Genomic DNA, 17,934 nt, shown 5'->3' with positions numbered 1-17,934 from the left:
CAACGTTCGATTAAAGGTGATAGTTATGGCACTCGATTTGCACCTCGCTGGTTTTCTCGAATCCTTTGCCGGGTCCGGCGCGAAACCGCTGCCGCAGTCAGCCCCGGAAGAAGCACGCGGATTGATGCAGCACCTGGCACGCGCCGTTCGCGCGCCGGAGGCCGTGATCGACATTCACGGCGTGGAAGACCTGACCGTTCCTGGCGCGGCCGGATCGTTGCGGGCGCGGCTCTATCGTCCGACCCAGGAGCGTCATCTGCCGACGGTCGTCTATCTCCACGGCGGCGGGTTCGTCATTGGCGATCTGGACACGCACGACAACATTTGCCGGGAGCTGGAGGGTGGCGCGAACGCGGTCGTCGTCTCGGTGGATTACCGGCTGGCTCCGGAGCATCCGTATCCGGCCGCGGCGGACGACGCGATTGCCGCGACCCGATGGGTGATCGCGAACGCGGGTGAGCTGGGCGGAAGCGACGTCGTGGCGGTGGCCGGTGACAGCGCCGGCGGCAATCTTGCGGCGGTCGTGACCCAGCAACTGCACGCCGACGGCATTTCGCTGTCCGCCCAGTTCCTGATCTACCCCGCGGTCGCGCAGGATCGCGCCAGCTTTCCTTCCTTCAAGGAAAACGGCGAAGGCTACTTTCTCGACCTCGAGACGATCGCCTGGTTCGAGCGACATTACGTGCTCGACGGTACCGACCGGGAGGATCCGCGACTGGCGCCGATCCGTGCGAAGGACCTTGCCGGGTTGCCGCCTGCCGTCATCCTGACCGCCGAATTCGATCCGCTGCGCGACGAGGGCGAAGCCTATGGCCGCTTGCTTCACGCAAGCGGCGTCAAGGTCGACACGATCCGGTGCGACGGCATGATTCACGGGTTCTTCGACATGGGGGCGATCTCCCCGGGCGCCCAGGCGTGGATCGACAAGGGCATCGCGAGCTTTCGGAAGGTACTCGGCAGCGCGCAGCACCATTGAAACGTTGGCGGTAGCGACTTGATTTCGCTTTTCGCCATTTCGTGGCCGCATGCGGTTCGATGGATGACCTCCAACGTTGCCGGTGCGGCCACGCAGTGCTGATGCATGACGGAATGAAGCCGATTGCGCAACGGCTCGGTGAGGCCGCGACGCGAGTGGCGGAATCGATGCATCAGGTAGTTGCTTGTGAAGCGCTCAGGCATCTATCCAGGACACAGACCGTGAAGAACTCATTCGATTATCTTGTTGTAGGCGGCGGCTCGGCAGGCAGTGTGCTGGCTTCGCGTTTGACCGAAGATCCCCATGTGACGCTGTGCCTCTTCGAAGCCGGCGGCACCGGCGATGGATGGCCCATCAACGTGCCGGCCGCCCTGGTGCTGATGGTCCCGTCCCGGCTGAACAACTGGGCGTTCGAGACCGTGCCTCAAAAGGGGCTGCAGGGGCGACGCGGCTACCAGCCGCGTGGCAAGGCGTTGGGCGGCTCGTCGGCGATCAATGCGATGGTGTACACGCGTGGCCATCATGCCGACTACGACGATTGGGCCGCGCTCGGCAACGAAGGCTGGGCCTGGAACGACGTCTTTCCCTATTTCAAGCGAAGCGAGCACAACGAGCGCCTCGGCAATGAATGGCACGGGCGCGGCGGCCCGCTGTGGGTCAGCGACCTGAGGACCGGCAATCCGTTTCAGGGCCGTTGGCTGGACGCCGCACGTCAGTGCGGCTTGCCCATCACGGACGATTTCAACGGTGCGGAGCAGGAAGGCGTCGGCATCTACCAGGTGACCCAGAAGAATGGCGAGCGCTGGAGTGCGGCGCGGGCCTATCTTTTCCCGCACATGAAGACGCGCGGCAACCTGACGGTGGAGACGGGCGCGCAGGTCAGGCGCATCGTGTTCGACGGCAAACGGGCCGTTGGCGTCGAGGTCACGCGCGGCGGGAATGTCGAGACGATCTGGGCGAAGAAGGAGGTGATCCTTTCCGCCGGCGCGTTTCAGTCGCCTCAGTTGCTGATGTTGTCCGGCGTCGGGCCGAAGGACGAACTCGAGCGTCACGGGATCAAGGTCGTCGCCGATCTCCCGGGCGTGGGAGAAAACCTGCAGGATCACCCGGACTTCGTCGTCAGCTACAAGACGAACAGCCTGGACGCGCTGGGGGTATCGGTACGCGGCGGGATCAAGACGTTGCGCGACATCAGGCAATACCGGGCGTCGCGGGACGGCACGATGACGACCAACTTCGCCGAAGGCGGCGCCTTCCTGAAGACGCGTCCCGATCTGGAGCGACCGGACGTTCAGATGCACTTTGTCGTGGGGCCCGTCAGCGATCACGGCAGGACGGTGCAGCTCGGGCATGGCATTTCCTGTCACGTGTGCTTGCTGAGGCCGAAAAGCCGTGGATCGGTCAAGCTGCGAAGCGCCGATCCGCTGGACGCGCCGTTGATCGACCCGGCGTTTCTCGAGCATGCGGATGATCTCGAGGTCCTGGTCGAGGGCTACAAGCTGACCCGGCGGTTGATGGCGGCGCCGGCCATGTCCGAGTTCGTGACGGAGGACCTGTTCGCGTCCCGGTCGCGATCGGATGACGACATTCGTGCGTTGCTGCGCGAGCGGACCGACACCGTGTACCACCCGGTAGGAACGTGTCGGATGGGGAACGACGCGCTCGCCGTCGTCGACGCCGAGTTGCGCGTACGGGGAACGGAAGGCCTGCGTGTGGTTGACGCCTCCATCATGCCGACGCTGGTGGGCGCAAACACGAATGCGCCGACGATCATGATCGGGGAGAAAGCCTCGGATCTGATTCGGAGCATCTCGCGATTCCCGGCTGCGATGTCGGCGTGAAAACCGGAATGGTGGTTTGACCGGCCCGCTCTCGTGCCGACCTGCGCCGGCACGAAGGCCTCAACCGGACTCGGACGTTGCGAGCATGGCGCATGCAGTGACGTCTGGCCGGTTGAGGCAAGGCTGGACGCTGCTGGGGCATCACGAGCTTTCTGGCGTCGAGCGCTTGAGCGGCGAGGTCGGGTGACGCAACCAACCGCCGATCATAAAAGCATCCTTGTTCCTGGAAGAGCAAGGCGAGCACGAGGAACGTGATGTCGCCACCCGAAGCCCGGATGCCGGGTGGCGACCTGTGTGTGCCAACCGCCGGAGCAAGACCGGTGCTTGCTTCGCGGCGATGCGTCGCCGCAACCTACGAACCTACGAACCAACGAACCCATCAGCCGATCGACCTTGCTCGGCGTCCGGCCTCGTCCGGGTGCAGGAAATATTCTTCCCCAGCCTCTATCCCGATGGCTTCGGCATGCGTCATGCCGAACGCCGCTTTCAACTCGTCGAGTCGTGCCGGTTCGTGTCAGTGAAGCTGGACCCCATCCGGCGTCGAACGCTGTCCGGAAGGTGTTCACGCGCACGAAAGGCGACGACTCGGAAATTCAAACATGCACTCGCTCATACTCATCGCGGATGACGCACCGGAAATGTCGTCAACACTCGATACCTGCCTGACTCGCAACGGGTTTCGAACCTTTCAGACCAACGCTTCGCAGGCCATGCTTGCGACGCAACTGAACCTGAAGCCGGATCTGATCATTCTCGACGTCCGTGAACTGCGTGCGGATACCCTGGAAACGCTGGTCAAGCTTCGACGACAAAGCGATACCCCCATCGTCGTCATGTCGGCGTGTGATCTGGACGGGGAGCGGTTGCGCGCCCTGCACGCCGGCGCCGACGACTACATCGTCAGGCCGTTCAACCCGGACGTGGTCGTCGCGCGATTGCTCACGATGCTTCGCCGCTCCGGTGCGCTCGCGCCTGAGCGTCGTCTCCGGGTTGGCGCGCTCGAAGTCGATACGGAAAGCTATAGGGTGTGCGTACGGACGTCCTCCGGTGAAACGCCGGTTGCCGTGACCCTCGTCGAATTCCGCCTGCTGGCTCATATGGCCAGGCTGCCGAATCGGGCATTTACGCGTATCGAATTGCTCGATGCGTGCATGGCCGACGTAAGCGCATCCACACGCACCGTCGACAGCCACATGACCCGGCTACGGAAAAAGCTGATGGCGGAAGGGGTGTCGGACATCCTGGAAAGTGTGCACGGCGTCGGCTATCGCCTGCAGAAATCCGGCTGACGGGGCGGGCGTCGCTTGCTCGTGGTCCGAATCCGCTGTTCGTCGAGTGTGCATGCGGCGGTTCCGTGCGTGCCGCAGAGAGTGGTGCGCCACCAGGAGATCGTCCGCTCGGAGCCGTTGCGGCGGTTGTGCAGATCACTGACCTCATCTCTTGGCCTGGGGCCTCATGTGGGATGCGGGCGGGCGGCGCGGCCGTATGCCGCTTCTTCATCGCGTTACCCTTGGCCTCCAGGGTAGGGGAACTCGATCGCTGTTTTCGCTGTATGGCTGCACCATCCATCCCGGGGCGGGCAGGCTTCGACACAGCGAGCCGCGTTTCACGAACACGGCCCGCTGCGCGAATCAGACATCCGACAGTTACTGCGCGACGACCCCGTCGCGAGAAAAGATCAGCCACTTGTCGCCAGGCGACGGGAGCGCCGCGGTGTACGTCGTCCCGGTCTGGGTGTGCACGCGCTGGAACGTCTTTCCATCATCGGCGCTTTGAGCCTGCAGCCCGTCGACACCCACTGCCAATACCGTGGAGCCTCGGGACGCAAGCGCGGTAATGGAATTCTTGGTGTCGAGCGTCGCGCGTGACCAGGTATGGCCGTTGTCCTCGCTTCGCATCAACGTGCCGCGCAGCCCGCCGACCAGCAGCACGCCGTTGGGCAGCGCCACGCCGCACCAGAACGACCCCTTGTAACCGGTCTCCACGCTCTCCCAGGTGTTGCCCTTATCCCTGGAGATGAAGAGTTGCCCCTTCTCGGCCGTCGCAAAGATCTCGCCGTTGCTGTTCGAAAAAAGACCGAACAGATTCAGGTCCGACTTCTTGCCGTTCGGGAGAACGGCTTCTTTCTTTGTCCAGGTCTTGCCGCCGTCATCGGTGACGAGGATCAGCGACCAGAGCCCGACGGCCACGCCGTGGTCGGCATCGATGAAGTGAACGCCGAACAGCGGGCGATCCTCGGTCGTCGCGAGACGCTGAACCTCCCACGTCTCGCCGCCGTCGGTCGTCTTCAGGATCGCGCCCCAGTGGCCGACGGCCCACCCTGTCCGGGCGTCGATGAAACTGACGGACGTCAGCGTCGAGCTCACGGGCACGGCCTTGGCCTGACGGTACGTCGCGCCGCGGTTGTCGGACAGCAGGATGACGCCGTTCGCACCGACACTCACTACCCGCTGGCCTGCCCACGTTGCATCCAGCACCGGGGACTGCGTCGCGATGCTGGACTGGACGGCTGGAACGGGCTTGAGTTCCGCTGCGGATACCGCGCTTTGCATGCCGCCCAGCAGCGCGCCAAAGACGACGATACTGGCCGACAGGGAGAGAACCTTGCGATTCAGGGTCATGGAATCCTCTTCTTCTTCAATGGGCGAGCAGGCCGGGGGCGCGCGCGGGCCGGCGGCGCGGGAAGATGCGCTCGAGCCAGACGGCGAAGGCGGGCAGAACCGTCATGGCCATGACCATGTTGACGATGAACATGAACGCCAGGAGCTTGCCCATGTCCGCCTGGAACTTGAGCTCGGAGAATGACCAGGTGGCGACGCCGATCGCGAGCGTGATGGCCGTAAAGATGGTGGCCGTCCCGATCTCGAGGATCGATTGTTCGAGCGCCTTGACGATGCCGACGCCGTTGGCGAGATGCAACTGCAGCCGGTTGTAGATGTAGAACGCGTAGTCGACGCCGATACCCACCGCCAGCACCATCACGGGCAGCGTGGCGACGGTCAGGCCGATCTGAAGCTCCTTCATGAACCAGTAGCCGATGAAGGTACCGATCGTCAGCGGCAGACAGCATGCGAGGACCGCGCGCAGGTCACGGTACGTGACGAGGACGAGCAGGACGATGGTCGTATAGACGTAAAGCATCATCGGCAATTCGCTGCGCTCGATTTCGTCGTTGACCGCGGCCAGCACGCCGGCGTTTCCGGAGGCGAGCCGGATCTTCACGCCCGGCAGCTTGTTCGTATCGCGGAAATGCTTCGCGGCGTTGATCACCTGGGTGATCGTGGTCGCCTTGTGGTCGGCCAGATAGATGTTCACCGCGGTCATGCTGCAGTCCTTGCGCATCACGCCGGGCGTGCGGGCCACCTCGCCGGCCAGCGATGAATAGTTGTCGGGGTCGATGGGGATCGCCGACATCTTGGGATTGCCTTCGTTGTACCCCTCGTTGTATTGCCGCAGCAACGACGAGAACGAAACGACCGACAAGACGCCGGGGACGGCACGCATCGACCAGACGAAGCGATCCTGGTAGGCGCCGACTTCCACGTTGTTGCAAGACTGGGGAGGCGCTTCGAAGACGATGGAAATCCAGTCCAGGCCGACGTCGTAGCTCGACGCAATGGACACCGAATCCTTGTTGAAGCGGGCGTCGGCGCGAAGCTCGGGCGCGCCTGCCTGCAGCGTGCCGACGACGCGATCGCGGCTTTCCCAGGCCGCCACGCAGAACACCACGACGGCCGCCAGCAGGATGATCGCCGCATTGCGCGGAACCGCGACTTTTGCGAGAACCCGGAGCACGCGGCCACGACGCGCGGCATGCAGCTCCGCATTCTTTGCATAATTGCCGTCGACCTTGAGCATCGACGCTGCGAGCGGGAGCATCACCAGGTTCGTGACGATCTTGTACGCGACGCCGAGCGAAGCGGTGATCGCGAGCTCGCGAACCATCGGGATCGGAATCAGGATCAGCGTGACGAAGGAAACGAAAGCGGTCACCAGGGCGAGCGTGCCGGGAATCAGCAGCCCGCTGAAGCTGGATCGCGCGGCTTGCTCCACGGATTTACCGTGGGAGATCTCGCGAACGATGAAATTGATCTGCTGGACGCCGTGCGAGACGCCGATCGCGAACACGAGAAACGGAACCAGCACGCCCAACGGGTCGAGCCCGTAGCCGAGGAGATGCAGCGTGCCGAACTGCCAGACGAGCGAGACGAGCGAACAGGTCAGCGGCAGGATCGTCAGGCGAATGGAGCGGCAGTACCAGTAGACGGCCAACGCGGTCAGGAGGAGGGCGATCGCGCAGAACTTCAGGACCGACGATGCGCCGTTTGCAATATCGCCAATCTGCTTCGCGAAACCGATGATCTGGATCTCGTAGTTCGAATCCTCGAACTTCGATCGCAATTGCGCTTCGAGCGCCTGATCGAATGCCACATAGTCGACCCGCTCACCTTTGGCATCGAGCTCGTTGAGGTCGGCCGTGACCATTGCGCTGCTCTGGTCGCGCGACACGAGGCTGCCGACGAAGCCGCCCTGGGCCGTCGAGCGCGAAATGGCGCCGACCGTATTGCTGTCGAGCTGATCGGGCGTCACGGTGCCGGGAATGAGTGGGTCGGCCCGGAATCCGTCCTCGGTGATCTCGTTGACGAATGAATTCGGAGTCCAGAGCGATTGAACACTGCTGCGAGACACGTTCGGCAGAAACGTGACCGCCTGGGTGACCTCATACAGGCGCTTCAACGCGTCCGGCGTCCAGATGCTGCCCTTGCGGGCCTTGACGACGACGATCAAGCGGTTGGCGCCGAGCAGGTCGCCGCGATACTCGTTGAACGTCTGCGTGTATTCGTGGCCGAGCGGAAGCTGCTTCTCGAACCCGGCGTCCATGCGAAGCTTGACGGCGAAGCAGGCCATGACGACCGTGAACAGAACCAGAAGCCCCAGCACGAGACGCCTGTGACCGAACAGCGTATTTTCCAGCGAATGAAGAATTCTTAGCAGCTTGCTGGGCCGGGCTGCGTCGGAAACAGGCGTTTGATTCATATTGACCTCAGAAATTGCGGGATGCGACGATTGCCACGAAGTCTCGATCACGTAGCGGGTTGGCCAGCGGGTTGGTCGGGCCCATGAAGCGGGTGTAGTTCAAGGCGACCTGCCAGTTCGCCGGGTTCTGTATGAAATTCACATACAGGTTCATCGCCGTCACGCCGCGCATGAACTGGGCGTTCACGTTCGGCGTATTGCCGAAGAGGCCGTACCGGAGGTAGATCCCCGGATTGACCTGCCACCCGGGAATGACCGTGCCGTCGTAAACCCAGTTGAAATCGACGTCGATCCCGCCCGAGTATTTCGTGCCCTGTGCACTACCCGGCGAGTTGAGTGCGCCGGTCGCGAACAGATCGTTGAATTCGTTCCCCCACAGCAGCGCACCCGGAGAAATCGGCGACCCGCCGTAGCTCTTGTGAAGCCCGGGATACGCAATGATCACCGTCTCGGTCGTCAGGGTGGCGGTCTGGGCGCCGAGCAGCTTGAGGAACGCACCGGAATTGCCCGGCTGGAGCGAGTAGAGGGTCGTCAGGTGCCACTGGAATCGCTTCTCGTCGACCCAGCAGTTCCCGCCTTGCGCGACGCATCCACTGGCCGGATTCAGCGGAACGGCATCTCGCGGACGGTACGAGAGCTCGGTACCGATTGCCCAGTCGCCAACGGGGAAGTTGGCGCTGACACCGATCATGTGACGGTCTTCCGGAAACCGGAAGATCGTCCCGCCCGTCGAACTCAGCGAGACTTGCGGGAACTTGTCGTGGTACGCGATCGTGTAGAAACCGAGATTCAGGTCCGTTCCCGCCGGCTGGTAACGAATGGAAAAACCATACTGCCCGCCGTTCTTCGGATGGACGGTCGAGACGCCATACGCGTTGTTGCCGGGCCCGACGATCTGATTCGACCAATAGCTGCCAACCGGGGGAAGGTAATTCTGGTTCCAGTTGCTCTGGATGTACCCTTCGACGTTCACGCCGTGACCCACGCCGGACGCGACACTCAGTATCGGTGCAGGCAGGATGAATTCCTTGACCTGCGCGCCGGGTTGGGACGCGCGATTCACGTCGATCGCATTCGTCGCATTGACCCCGCCGACTTCCCAGATGCTTTCGCCCCAGCTGACGACCTGGTTACCCACGCGGATGCGCGCAATCTGGTCGCCGACGTTGAACTGCTTGCTGACCCACAGGTCGAGCAAGCGCGGCTTGAAGCGGATGTTCTTCTCGGCGTCGGACGAGAGCCCGCCGTTCAGGCTGGGTGGCGGGTTATAGAAAAGGTTCTGCCCGCTGGTTGCACCTGTCGTGTGGGTGCCGGAGTAGTCGTATTGCCAGGTGCCACGTGCCATGAACGTGAGCCCCTGCGACGGCATCTTCAGGAGCAGCTCGTGGCTGCCCTTGAGATAGCTCGTGAACGGATCGCCCTTGCCGTAGTTGATGTCGCCCTGATCGGAGAGGCCGCTCAATTGACCGAGTCGACCGCCACCGGTCTGCGCACCGGTGGCCTGGTTGTAGGTCGGCGAGACGAGATTCGAGCTTGGCGAGGCAGTGCGAATGCCGACGCCTGCCGATACCGTCGAATCGAAACTGCCTTCGACGTTCCCGATCGTGAACGTGAAGGCGTGCGCGCTGCTGCACCCGACGGCGACAAGCGCCGCGATCGCGGCGCGCACGAAGACCACGCTGGATCGGGGCTGTAATGAGGAGGTGGTAGCCATTTTGTTTCGGCCCCTGTCAACGCTCGCTCAACGCACGGAGATTATCGGCGTTGTAGAAGCTCGGCTTGTAGTGTTGGTCCGCCGACGAATCGACCGACCACTTCGCGTCCCGTCCGGCCGCGAGCATCGAACCGTCCACGAGGTACCGGCCATCGACGAGGTTGTATTGAGCGAATGCGAGCGTGTCGCAGCTCCCCGTCTCGTACACCGGAATGACGTAACCCTCGCGCACCTTCGAGATGTTGCCCTGCGCGTCGTAGTCCACCGCGCCGAGGTAGTTCCAGCTGTCTTCGTCGACGTAGAACAGGCGCTTGGGCGCGGTATGGCGCATGCCCTGCTTGACCGTGGCTTCCACGACCCATACGCGATGGAGTTCGTAGCGACGCTTCGACGGGTTCACGAAGTCGGGGCCATAGGCGTCTTCGAATTTGTCGGAGAAGTCGTACATGCCCAGGTCGTTATAGGTAACGATCATTTCCTTCTTGCCGAGCAGCTTCCAGGAGAAGCGGTCCGTCTGTCCGGAGAAGACTAGTGCTTCATCCATGTTGTACTGGTTGTCGAAGCCGATCTGGGGCGCATCGTACGCATACGACGGCATGCGGCGGGTGCGGCGCTGGCCCGGGAAGTAGTAGAAGACTTCGGTCGGCTTGCCGGCGTAGGTCGTAAAGATCGCGGCCTGGCCGGCAATGGCCGCCGGGGACTTGTACGCGTAGTAGGCGTTGCCTTCGACCTGGTTGACCTTCGCGAACGTCGTGCCGGCCTTGTCGCCCCACGGCTGGTAGATCCACGCATCGGACACGTTCTTGATCCAGTCGGACGCGCCCTTGCGCGGGGAGACGACGGTGATGATGTCGCGCATCTCGACGCCGGCGCCGCGGTAGTGCAGCTTCGCGTTCCACATCACTTCCGCGCCGGTCTTGGGCGAAGGGAAGGGGTAGCCGGGGAGATGGGCATCGGAGAGCTCCGACCCGTCCGCGTTCATCTTGGCGAAGCCCGCGTTGTTCTTCGTGTTTTCCGCGACGAAATCGGGAACGCCACACGTGCGCCGGGACGGATACACCGGCATCGTGAAGCCCTTCAGGTTCTTCAACAGCGCAATCTGGCCGGGGTTGAGCTTGTCCGCGTACTTGTCGACATTGCTGGCGTCGATCATATAAAGCGGCTTGTCGGACTTGTATTTGAAGAAATCCGCGCGGCGCTTGCCGTAACTCCAGCCCGAGCCGACGTTGCCCACCGGTGTCCACGCGGGAATGCCGCTCGCGGTGCCGGCGACTTCGGCGCCCGACGGCGTGTGGGACGAATCCGTACCTTCCGCAAGCGCACCGGTCAAAGACATCGCGACTGCGGAAGCGATGACGGACAATTTCGCTGCCGATCGGATGAGCGAAGCAGATTTCTTGAAAGCATGAGTCTTGACCACGGCTATCTCCTTGACCTTGACCAGGTGACGTGCGCCCGCCAAAGGGTTGTGCATAGGTGAATACGGATGAAGGTACCGATAGTCCTGTCCGTTTGTTAGCTATGCGAAATGAATTGGGGTGTGCTTGTACTTTGTTTTGTTGAATCACCGAACTTCAGGTCATCGCTATGACGTAGAAGTTCGTATTGCCCGGCGCCTGGGTGGGGCGCCGGACGGTTCGTCAATGCATGCAGCTATTGGGCGCCTACCAGGGCCGGATGCGGCTTGTTCGACCGGGCCGGCTTCGTACGCGCCACTTTTGAACGGCTTCTGGCTTCCGGCTTATGCCGGGACCGACGAGAAGTACTCAGCCGGCTGCGCGTGCCATCCTGCCCAGCGCTTCTCCCAGTAGAGGTTGTGAATCTTCTCGGAGATCGGGCCGGGGCCGTTGCGGCTGCCGAGCGGCTGATCGTCGATTGCGCTGACGGGCATGATCCCGCCTGCCGACGACGAGGTGAATGCTTCGTCGGCCTCGCGCAGCTGGGTCGCGGTGTACTTGCCGATGTTCACCTTGATGCCGAGCTCGGCGGCGATATCGAAGACGCTCTGGCGCGTGATGCCCAGCAGGCAGCCTTCGGCGGGCGTATAGAGCTCCCCGTTCTTGGCGAAAAACACGTTCGCACCGGCTGCTTCGGTGAGGTTGTCGCTTTCGTCGACGAGAACCGCCCAGTCTTTCTCCTGCGTCATCGCTTCGAACAGCGCGAGCTTCATGTCCATCCAGTGGAAGTTCTTGGCCGTGGGATCGACCGCCTTCGCGGAAATGCGGTTGTACAGCTTGCTGATCAGCAGGTTCGAGCCTCGCGTGCGGACTTCGTCGTCGGCCTGGAAGAAGAACGGCACGGCAAACGCGAACATCGCGTTCTTCATCGCGCCGCGGTCGCGGCGATCGACGCTCAGCGGGCCGCGGGTGACGCACCACCAGACGTACGCATCCTTCAGGCCGGCGTTGCGCACGAGGTTGTGGAGAATCTCCTTGACCTGCTCGCGATTGAACGGATTCTCGAGGAAGAACTTCGCCGACGACTCTTCCATGCGCGTGAGGTGATCGTCGAGCCGGAAGAAGTTGCCTCGCGAGACGGTGACGACATCGTAGGCCGCGTCGGCGTGCAGGAATCCCGCGTCGACGAGCGGGACGGTCGCTTCGGTGATGGGAACGTAATTGCCGTCACAAAAGGCGCTGCCATCTTCGTAGCGGGGTTCATGCGGAGCGCGAGCATGCAGCGGGTTCTCGTGCATGATCTGCTGGACTTGAATGATTGCCATGGTAATTACCTTTCGCTCCCGTGGGAGTGTTGTCGTTCGATGTTGACGTCAAAAGCGACCGGATCGCGGTGCGCTTCTTTGCGGATTGCTTACTTCCTGGCTATCCGGCGTGAAGTCTGCCATATGACTTGATCAAATGACCGTGTAGTAGAAAGTATTGCTCGAAAAATTCCTTGTCGATGAAGGTTAACCCTCTGTGAGGCCTGCCTGGATACGTGAGCGGCGAGCAGACCTTTGTCTGCCGGCCGTGATGGTCGAATGTCCGTTTCGGCAGACCAAACCGATCCGCCTGGGAAAAGTGGCTTCGGCGTGTCGCGAGCTTCGCCGGAAGCCGCCTCGTGGTGTCGTCTCCATCATCATCGCGTCACACCCGCTGCAGAACTTTTGCAGCGGCATGACTGTTCGTTCCCTGAAGCGTCTTACTTTGGCGGGCCGGTGGCAATACTGATTATTACCGAGTCATGTGACTTGGCCAAATGATCAAAAAAGACGATAGTATGGATCCTCCCGGGCGATCCAGAAGGCTGAAGACTCGCCCTCGATACCAACTGACATGGAGCGAGCAGATGCCGATTTTCGAAGCAGACCATCTCCGCAAGGCGTTCATAGGCGGCCGTTGGGTAGCGCCTGCGAACGGTGGCGTAGAGCACGACATCATCAATCCCGCGACGGGCGAAGTCTCCGGCGTGTTGCTGTTCTCTGACGAAGCCGATGTGAACCTGGCCGCGGAGGCGGCGCGCGACGCCTTCGCGGCATTCTCGAACACGCCCCTCGTTGAGCGGCTCAAGCTGCTCGAGCGCGTGATCGGTGCATACACCGAGCGGTTGCAGGATATGGCCGACGCAATCACGCTCGAGATGGGCGCACCGATGGACGCCATCTCTCGCCCGCTTCAGGCGGCGCTGGGGCTCTGGCACCTCCATACGACCCTGGAAGTCGCGAAGCAGTATCCGTTTGAACGAACCCAGGGCACGTCGCGGATCGTCAAGGAGCCGGTGGGGGTGTGTGGGTTGATTACGCCCTGGAACTGGCCGATGAACCAGGTCATGTGCAAAGTGGCGCCGGCGCTGGTGGCGGGTTGCACGATCGTGTTGAAGCCCAGTCAGAATGCACCGTACTCGGCCATCGTTCTCGCCGAGATCCTCGAGCAGGCCGGCGTACCGCCCGGCGTATTCAATCTCGTGCAGGGCGCCGGTCAACGCCTGGGCAGGGCGATTGCGTCCAGCCCGCTCTTTGACATGGTGTCGCTGACGGGTTCGACGAGCGCTGGCGTGGAGGTCGCTCAGGCCGCTGCGACGACGATCAAGCGGGTGACGCTGGAGCTGGGCGGCAAGTCGGCGAACATCATTCTGGATAGCGAGAACTTTCAGCAGGGCGTCACGCACGGGGTGCTCCAGATGATGGCCAATTCCGGCCAGACCTGCACCGCGCCATCGCGCATGCTGGTGCCGGCGCATCGGCTCGAGGAGGCGGAGCAGATCGCGGTCGCTGCATGCGGGCAGGTCGTCGTCGGTGATCCGCGCGATCCCGGTACGACCATGGGGCCGATGGCGAACCAGCGCCAGCATCAAAAGGTGCAGGAGATGATCCGGGTGGGCATCGACGAGGGCGCGATGCTTCTATCGGGTGGGCTCGGCAATCCCTCCGGGCTTGAGCGAGGCTACTACGTCAAGCCGACGGTGTTCAGCCGCGTGAACAATCGCATGAAGATTGCAACCGAGGAGATTTTCGGCCCCGTATTGGTGATCATCCCCTATCGGGATGAATCGGACGCCGTCACCATCGCCAACGACTCGCCGTACGGATTGTCCGGCTACGTCTATGGAGACTCGATCGAACAGGCGGAGCGCGTCGCCAGAAAATTGCGGACGGGGATGGTGCATTTGAACGGCGCGGCTGTCGATATCGCGGCGCCGTTCGGTGGCTACAAGCAATCCGGCAATGGACGAGAGTGGGGCTACGCCGGTATCGAGGAGTTCCTGGAGACGAAGTCGATGTTCGGCGCGACGCCGGGCACCGTCAGCTAGCGGGAATCGACGACGGGCGTCCGGCGGGATGCGGACGTCCGTCTACGGAAAGGCGGCAAGATCGAAGCGTGCGATGTGGCGGAGCGCTGACGGGTGCTGTCGGGCTGCCGGCTATGGGTGCAATGATGCGCCGTGTCGACGCTCAAGCCTGTACCGTCGAGCTCGAGAGGGAGGTGGCAAACGCCTCCAGCGCAGAGCTTGCATGATCCAGGTTCGCTCTGAGCTGGCGGATAGTCGTGTCCCCGTGCCAACTGTTCAGCAATCCATCGATCAGGATGATGCTCATTCTGGCGACGGATTCAATCGCGTCATGGTTGACTTGTGGCGCGCACTTGCCGAGGTAAGCGATCGTTCGCTCGATCGTCTCGACATAGGTTTTCAACGCGAAATCGGGGCGATGACGCTCTGCCCACTGGATCAGTTCAGACTGTGCGCGGGCGTACGACGGATGCTGCACGAGCCATTCGACCATCTTGCGCAGCTGCCATCCGGCGAGTTCGCCGAAAGAATGAAACTCCCTGTCAGCGGGGGCATTCGCCGCGAGAAGGTCGAACAGGGATTCGTAAACCGCGTCGAACAGATCGTCCTTGGTATGGAATACATAATGCAGCGATGCCAGAGGGCAGTTTGCGGCTTCGGCGATTCGCCGCGTGGTGGCTCCGGCAACGCCGTGCGCGGCGATGACTTCAACGGCAGCGTCAACAAAATCTTGTCGCCGCAACGCAGCGCGAACTCTTGTCATTGGTAAACTCCGGTACCCGAAAATCCTCTTCCGTTCACGTCATACACAGGTGTAGTGTTTATCCGTGATACATGGTCAAGTGACCATAACGCTCGTGAATTATGTCGGCTTCTTGAAAGTTTGTCCATGAATGAGCCGGGCCACGGGTGCCCTGAATAATCAGTTCGCTTGGTTGAGCGGATTCTGGAGAATATGATCGATTGACTTGATCATTTGATCGGTCAACGTTAAGCAGACAAAGAGGCGTTGTCGATGGAGGTAAACCCGTGAGCGCGAGAGCGGCAACGTAAGACCGAGGGCCGCCAGCCGGGAGCGTCAGGCTTCCATGCGATGGGAAACGGGCGGCTTGGTCGCAGCCCGTGTGGATTTGCGGCGGTGCCCATCACCTCGCGTCGCACGTGCGCAGCCGGACGCGCACAACGGTTCGTGAAAGCACCTTCGAGCAGCGCTGGCGAGTAGGGCGGCGCACGGGACAACGCTGAAAATGTCATGCGCCGCGCACCGTGCGGTCATTTTGAAGAGGCGACGTGACGCTGCCGCCGCGAGGACACCGGGGAGCCGGTGCCTCGGGGCAGGTGGCAGGGGCTTATTGCTTCCGTACCGACTTGCGAGGGGTCTTGGCGGCAGGGCGAGCGTCCTGAAGCGTCGTCGCATAGGCGGCCAGCATCTTGCTGGCGTGGTCGACATCGGTGGCCAGACGCTTCGAGTCTTCCTGGGCAAACCACGAGAAAAGCAGTCCGTCGACCAGGGCGATGCTCAGCCGCGCGATGGCATCCAGCGCCTTGGCATCTGCACGGGGCTCGGCGGAGGCCAGCATGGCGCGGGCACCTTCCTGGGATATGCGAAGGGCGCCAATGGCCATGTCGGGCTGATGCCGGAGCGCCCACGTATACAACTCGGATTGAGTCTTTGCGTATGCCGGGTTTGCTTCGAACCAGGCCATCACGGAGCGCAGGTTGAACTCCGCCAGTTCCGACAGGGTGCCGTGCTCCGGCGCCTCCGGGCTATCCGAGCGGATCAAGTCGATCAAGGACTCGTAGACCGCGAATAACAGCTCGTCCTTTGAGTGAAAGACGTAGTGCAGGGAAGCCAGTGGGCACCCTGCGGCCTCGGCGATGCGGCGGGTCGTGGCACCCTTCACGCCGTGCTCTGCAATCACTGCGACAGTCGCCGCTACGAGGTCCTGGCGGCGGACTTCAGCCCGTACTCTCTGCATTGGCCAGAGCTCCGTTTTATGTCTTCGTCCAAAGGTGCTACCCGTGCAGGGTAGTCGAATCCTCGGATATTAGCATGACGATGGACGGCATTTCGCAAGCAATGCAAGGCGTTGTCCTGCACGGATGTTGTGCCGCCATGGCGGCGCGGGAAAAGTCGTTCGCAGGGACGTGTTGCGCGTGATCGCCGCATCGGTGCATCGCGACGCCCGGCAAACATCACGAAGCCGACGCGACTCGGCAGCCTGCTTCGGGAACTCGGGGCGCACTCATTCATTGAGCATCGGCCCGGCTGATCAAGCGGTGCTCCGTTTGTCCGGCGGCGTTTGCGTTCCGGTTTCGATGCTGCTGTCTCGGGAGATACGCAAATGCGGTGACCGACGTGCGTCGGCGAAAAGGGCAGCCACGCGTCGCGCGGAATGGGCGCAACTGCGTTGGCTTGTACGGCGCCTTCACGAGGTGGCTAATGGAAACTCCGTATTCCAAATGTCCTGTCGAGGCATAAGATTCGTGCCTGTGGATACGTGGTCATTTGATCAAGTCAACTTGTCTGCACCGCTGACGTGACTTTGGGTTTCTCTTGGTGCAGCGAAATCCCCGCTCCGGGGCATGTGTTTTGCCACCGGGCGCGTCGGCCGCAATACAGGGAAGGATGATCACTTGAATCGCGTTGGCATGGGCGTTGCTTTATGGTCATATGACCAAGTCGTGCGATCTTGTTTGCTGACTTGAACGATGAATCTCTCTTGATGGTGTGGTCAACGACAACGATAGGGAATGCGAATGAGCAATTTGATTGCTGTCTTGGGCCTGGGGGCGATGGGGTCTGCAATTGCCGCCTCCCTGATTGCGGATGGCGAGAAGGTCGTCGTCTGGAACAGAAAAGCGGAGAAGGCGCAGCGCGTGCATGAACTGGGCGCACGCGTTGCCGATAGCGCCACGGCAGCCTGCGATCAGGCAGACGTCATCGTCGTCGTGACGGCGACACCGATTGACCTCGCGGCGGACTTCGAGGCGCTGGGCGAGCGGCTGAAAGGGAAGACGGTGGTCAATCTGGCAACGGGGCGCCCATCCGAGGTCCAGGTACTGGATCAAATCGTGACGGGTGCCGGCGCAAAATTCATCAGCGGAACAATCCAGTGCTTCCCGCCCGATATCGGCCGTGAGAGCGCCGTCATCCTTTTGGGTGGCGACGAGAAGATCTGGAGCGAGGTTGAGCCTCTGCTTCGAAAGATCGCGCCGCAATCGACCTACGTCAGTGCCAGACCCGATGTGCCGAACGTGCTCGATGCCGGGTTGACGGGCACCTTCGTTTTCGGTGCTGGCGCGGCCTTCCTGGAAGGTCTCAGATTCGTGGTGAATTCAGGCATTTCGATCGACGAGATTCGCGACCTGATCCCAACTTATATCGCCGGTCAGACCCACTTCATCGAGGGCCTGTTCGAATCCGTGGCGGCTTCAGACTATCAACCACGAGGCGCAGATCTGGATATCTACGCGCGGGCCACCGGACTGTTTCAGCAGGCGCAGGAAGATATCGGGCAGCCGCCGCGAATTCTTAAGGCGCTACGCGAGCGAATCCTGGCATCCATTGCAGAAGGCAGTGGTGACCGAGGATACGCGGCACTTTTCAATCATTGACACCTGTTGGAGGAAGCACC

At 61.9% G+C, this 17,934-nt stretch carries 12 protein-coding genes; 5 read left to right on the top strand and 7 right to left on the bottom strand.

Annotated elements, in window-relative coordinates; genetic code table 11:
• Positions 1 to 25 precede the first annotated feature (25 nt).
• From G3N93_RS00300 to G3N93_RS00290, 3 genes are all read left to right on the top strand, one after another.
• On the top strand, positions 26 to 976 hold the full coding sequence (locus tag G3N93_RS00300) for an alpha/beta hydrolase (protein WP_206132012.1): 951 nt from the start codon (positions 26 to 28) through the stop codon (positions 974 to 976).
• Positions 977 to 1,197: 221 nt separating this feature from the next.
• The gene (locus tag G3N93_RS00295; RefSeq protein ID WP_206132011.1) at positions 1,198 to 2,817 is read left to right on the top strand and encodes a GMC family oxidoreductase; all 1,620 of its coding nucleotides are present in this window, start codon (positions 1,198 to 1,200) and stop codon (positions 2,815 to 2,817) included.
• Between the two features lie 599 nt (positions 2,818 to 3,416).
• Entirely contained in the window at positions 3,417 to 4,106 is a 690-nt protein-coding gene (locus G3N93_RS00290; RefSeq protein ID WP_174938095.1) for a response regulator transcription factor, read from the top strand.
• A 357-nt stretch (positions 4,107 to 4,463) separates the two neighbouring features.
• On the opposite strand, the gene G3N93_RS00285 is transcribed toward G3N93_RS00290, so the two are convergent.
• The 5 genes from G3N93_RS00285 to G3N93_RS00265 form a co-directional block, all read right to left on the bottom strand.
• Positions 4,464 to 5,438 (bottom strand): YCF48-related protein, encoded by a 975-nt coding sequence (locus G3N93_RS00285; protein ID WP_206132010.1) that lies wholly within the window; start codon positions 5,436 to 5,438, stop codon positions 4,464 to 4,466.
• A gap of 16 nt (positions 5,439 to 5,454) precedes the next feature.
• Complete coding sequence (locus G3N93_RS00280) at positions 5,455 to 7,854, bottom strand: RND family transporter (RefSeq protein ID WP_206132043.1); 2,400 nt, start codon at positions 7,852 to 7,854, stop codon at positions 5,455 to 5,457.
• A gap of 7 nt (positions 7,855 to 7,861) precedes the next feature.
• Positions 7,862 to 9,568 carry a DUF1302 domain-containing protein gene (locus G3N93_RS00275; protein ID WP_206132009.1) on the bottom strand — a complete coding sequence of 569 codons (1,707 nt, stop codon included), beginning with the start codon at positions 9,566 to 9,568 and terminating at the stop codon, positions 7,862 to 7,864.
• Positions 9,569 to 9,584: 16 nt separating this feature from the next.
• A complete protein-coding gene (locus G3N93_RS00270; protein ID WP_241026329.1) occupies positions 9,585 to 10,904 on the bottom strand; it encodes a DUF1329 domain-containing protein in 1,320 nt (439 codons plus the stop codon).
• A 405-nt stretch (positions 10,905 to 11,309) separates the two neighbouring features.
• Positions 11,310 to 12,290, bottom strand: a complete 981-nt coding sequence (locus tag G3N93_RS00265) for an aminotransferase class IV (protein WP_174932977.1) — start codon at positions 12,288 to 12,290, stop codon at positions 11,310 to 11,312.
• Positions 12,291 to 12,856: 566 nt separating this feature from the next.
• Here G3N93_RS00265 and G3N93_RS00260 point away from each other — a divergent pair.
• Complete coding sequence (locus tag G3N93_RS00260) at positions 12,857 to 14,317, top strand: aldehyde dehydrogenase family protein (protein ID WP_206132008.1); 1,461 nt, start codon at positions 12,857 to 12,859, stop codon at positions 14,315 to 14,317.
• A 142-nt stretch (positions 14,318 to 14,459) separates the two neighbouring features.
• On the opposite strand, the gene G3N93_RS00255 is transcribed toward G3N93_RS00260, so the two are convergent.
• Together G3N93_RS00255 and G3N93_RS00250 are read right to left on the bottom strand one after the other, a co-directional pair.
• Positions 14,460 to 15,059, bottom strand: a complete 600-nt coding sequence (locus G3N93_RS00255) for a TetR/AcrR family transcriptional regulator (RefSeq protein WP_206132007.1) — start codon at positions 15,057 to 15,059, stop codon at positions 14,460 to 14,462.
• 586 nt (positions 15,060 to 15,645) lie between these two features.
• Entirely contained in the window at positions 15,646 to 16,275 is a 630-nt protein-coding gene (locus G3N93_RS00250; RefSeq protein WP_174932359.1) for a TetR/AcrR family transcriptional regulator, read from the bottom strand.
• A gap of 781 nt (positions 16,276 to 17,056) precedes the next feature.
• Here G3N93_RS00250 and G3N93_RS00245 point away from each other — a divergent pair.
• Positions 17,057 to 17,914 (top strand): NAD(P)-dependent oxidoreductase, encoded by an 858-nt coding sequence (locus tag G3N93_RS00245; RefSeq protein WP_241026328.1) that lies wholly within the window; start codon positions 17,057 to 17,059, stop codon positions 17,912 to 17,914.
• Positions 17,915 to 17,934: the final 20 nt, after the last annotated feature.

This window comes from Burkholderia sp. Se-20378 (genome assembly GCF_017104665.1).
GTDB lineage: Bacteria > Pseudomonadota > Gammaproteobacteria > Burkholderiales > Burkholderiaceae > Burkholderia > Burkholderia lata.
Note: the sequence above shows the minus strand (reverse complement) of the source record. Positions and strands in the feature narration are given on the sequence as shown.

Bases quoted from the DNA above. Each gene is read 5' to 3' on its own strand.
- G3N93_RS00285 (WP_206132010.1), bottom strand. From the start codon at position 5,438: ATGACCCTGAATCGCAAGGTTCTCTCCCTGTCGGCCAGTATCGTCGTC.
- G3N93_RS00275 (WP_206132009.1), bottom strand. From the start codon at position 9,568: ATGGCTACCACCTCCTCATTACAGCCCCGATCCAGCGTGGTCTTCGTG.
- G3N93_RS00245 (WP_241026328.1), top strand. From the start codon at position 17,057: ATGAGCAATTTGATTGCTGTCTTGGGCCTGGGGGCGATGGGGTCTGCA.
- G3N93_RS00300 (WP_206132012.1), top strand. From the start codon at position 26: ATGGCACTCGATTTGCACCTCGCTGGTTTTCTCGAATCCTTTGCCGGG.
- G3N93_RS00265 (WP_174932977.1), bottom strand. From the start codon at position 12,290: ATGGCAATCATTCAAGTCCAGCAGATCATGCACGAGAACCCGCTGCAT.
- G3N93_RS00255 (WP_206132007.1), bottom strand. From the start codon at position 15,059: ATGACAAGAGTTCGCGCTGCGTTGCGGCGACAAGATTTTGTTGACGCT.
- G3N93_RS00260 (WP_206132008.1), top strand. From the start codon at position 12,857: ATGCCGATTTTCGAAGCAGACCATCTCCGCAAGGCGTTCATAGGCGGC.
- G3N93_RS00280 (WP_206132043.1), bottom strand. From the start codon at position 7,854: ATGAATCAAACGCCTGTTTCCGACGCAGCCCGGCCCAGCAAGCTGCTA.
- G3N93_RS00270 (WP_241026329.1), bottom strand. From the start codon at position 10,904: ATGTCTTTGACCGGTGCGCTTGCGGAAGGTACGGATTCGTCCCACACG.
- G3N93_RS00290 (WP_174938095.1), top strand. From the start codon at position 3,417: ATGCACTCGCTCATACTCATCGCGGATGACGCACCGGAAATGTCGTCA.
- G3N93_RS00250 (WP_174932359.1), bottom strand. From the start codon at position 16,275: ATGCAGAGAGTACGGGCTGAAGTCCGCCGCCAGGACCTCGTAGCGGCG.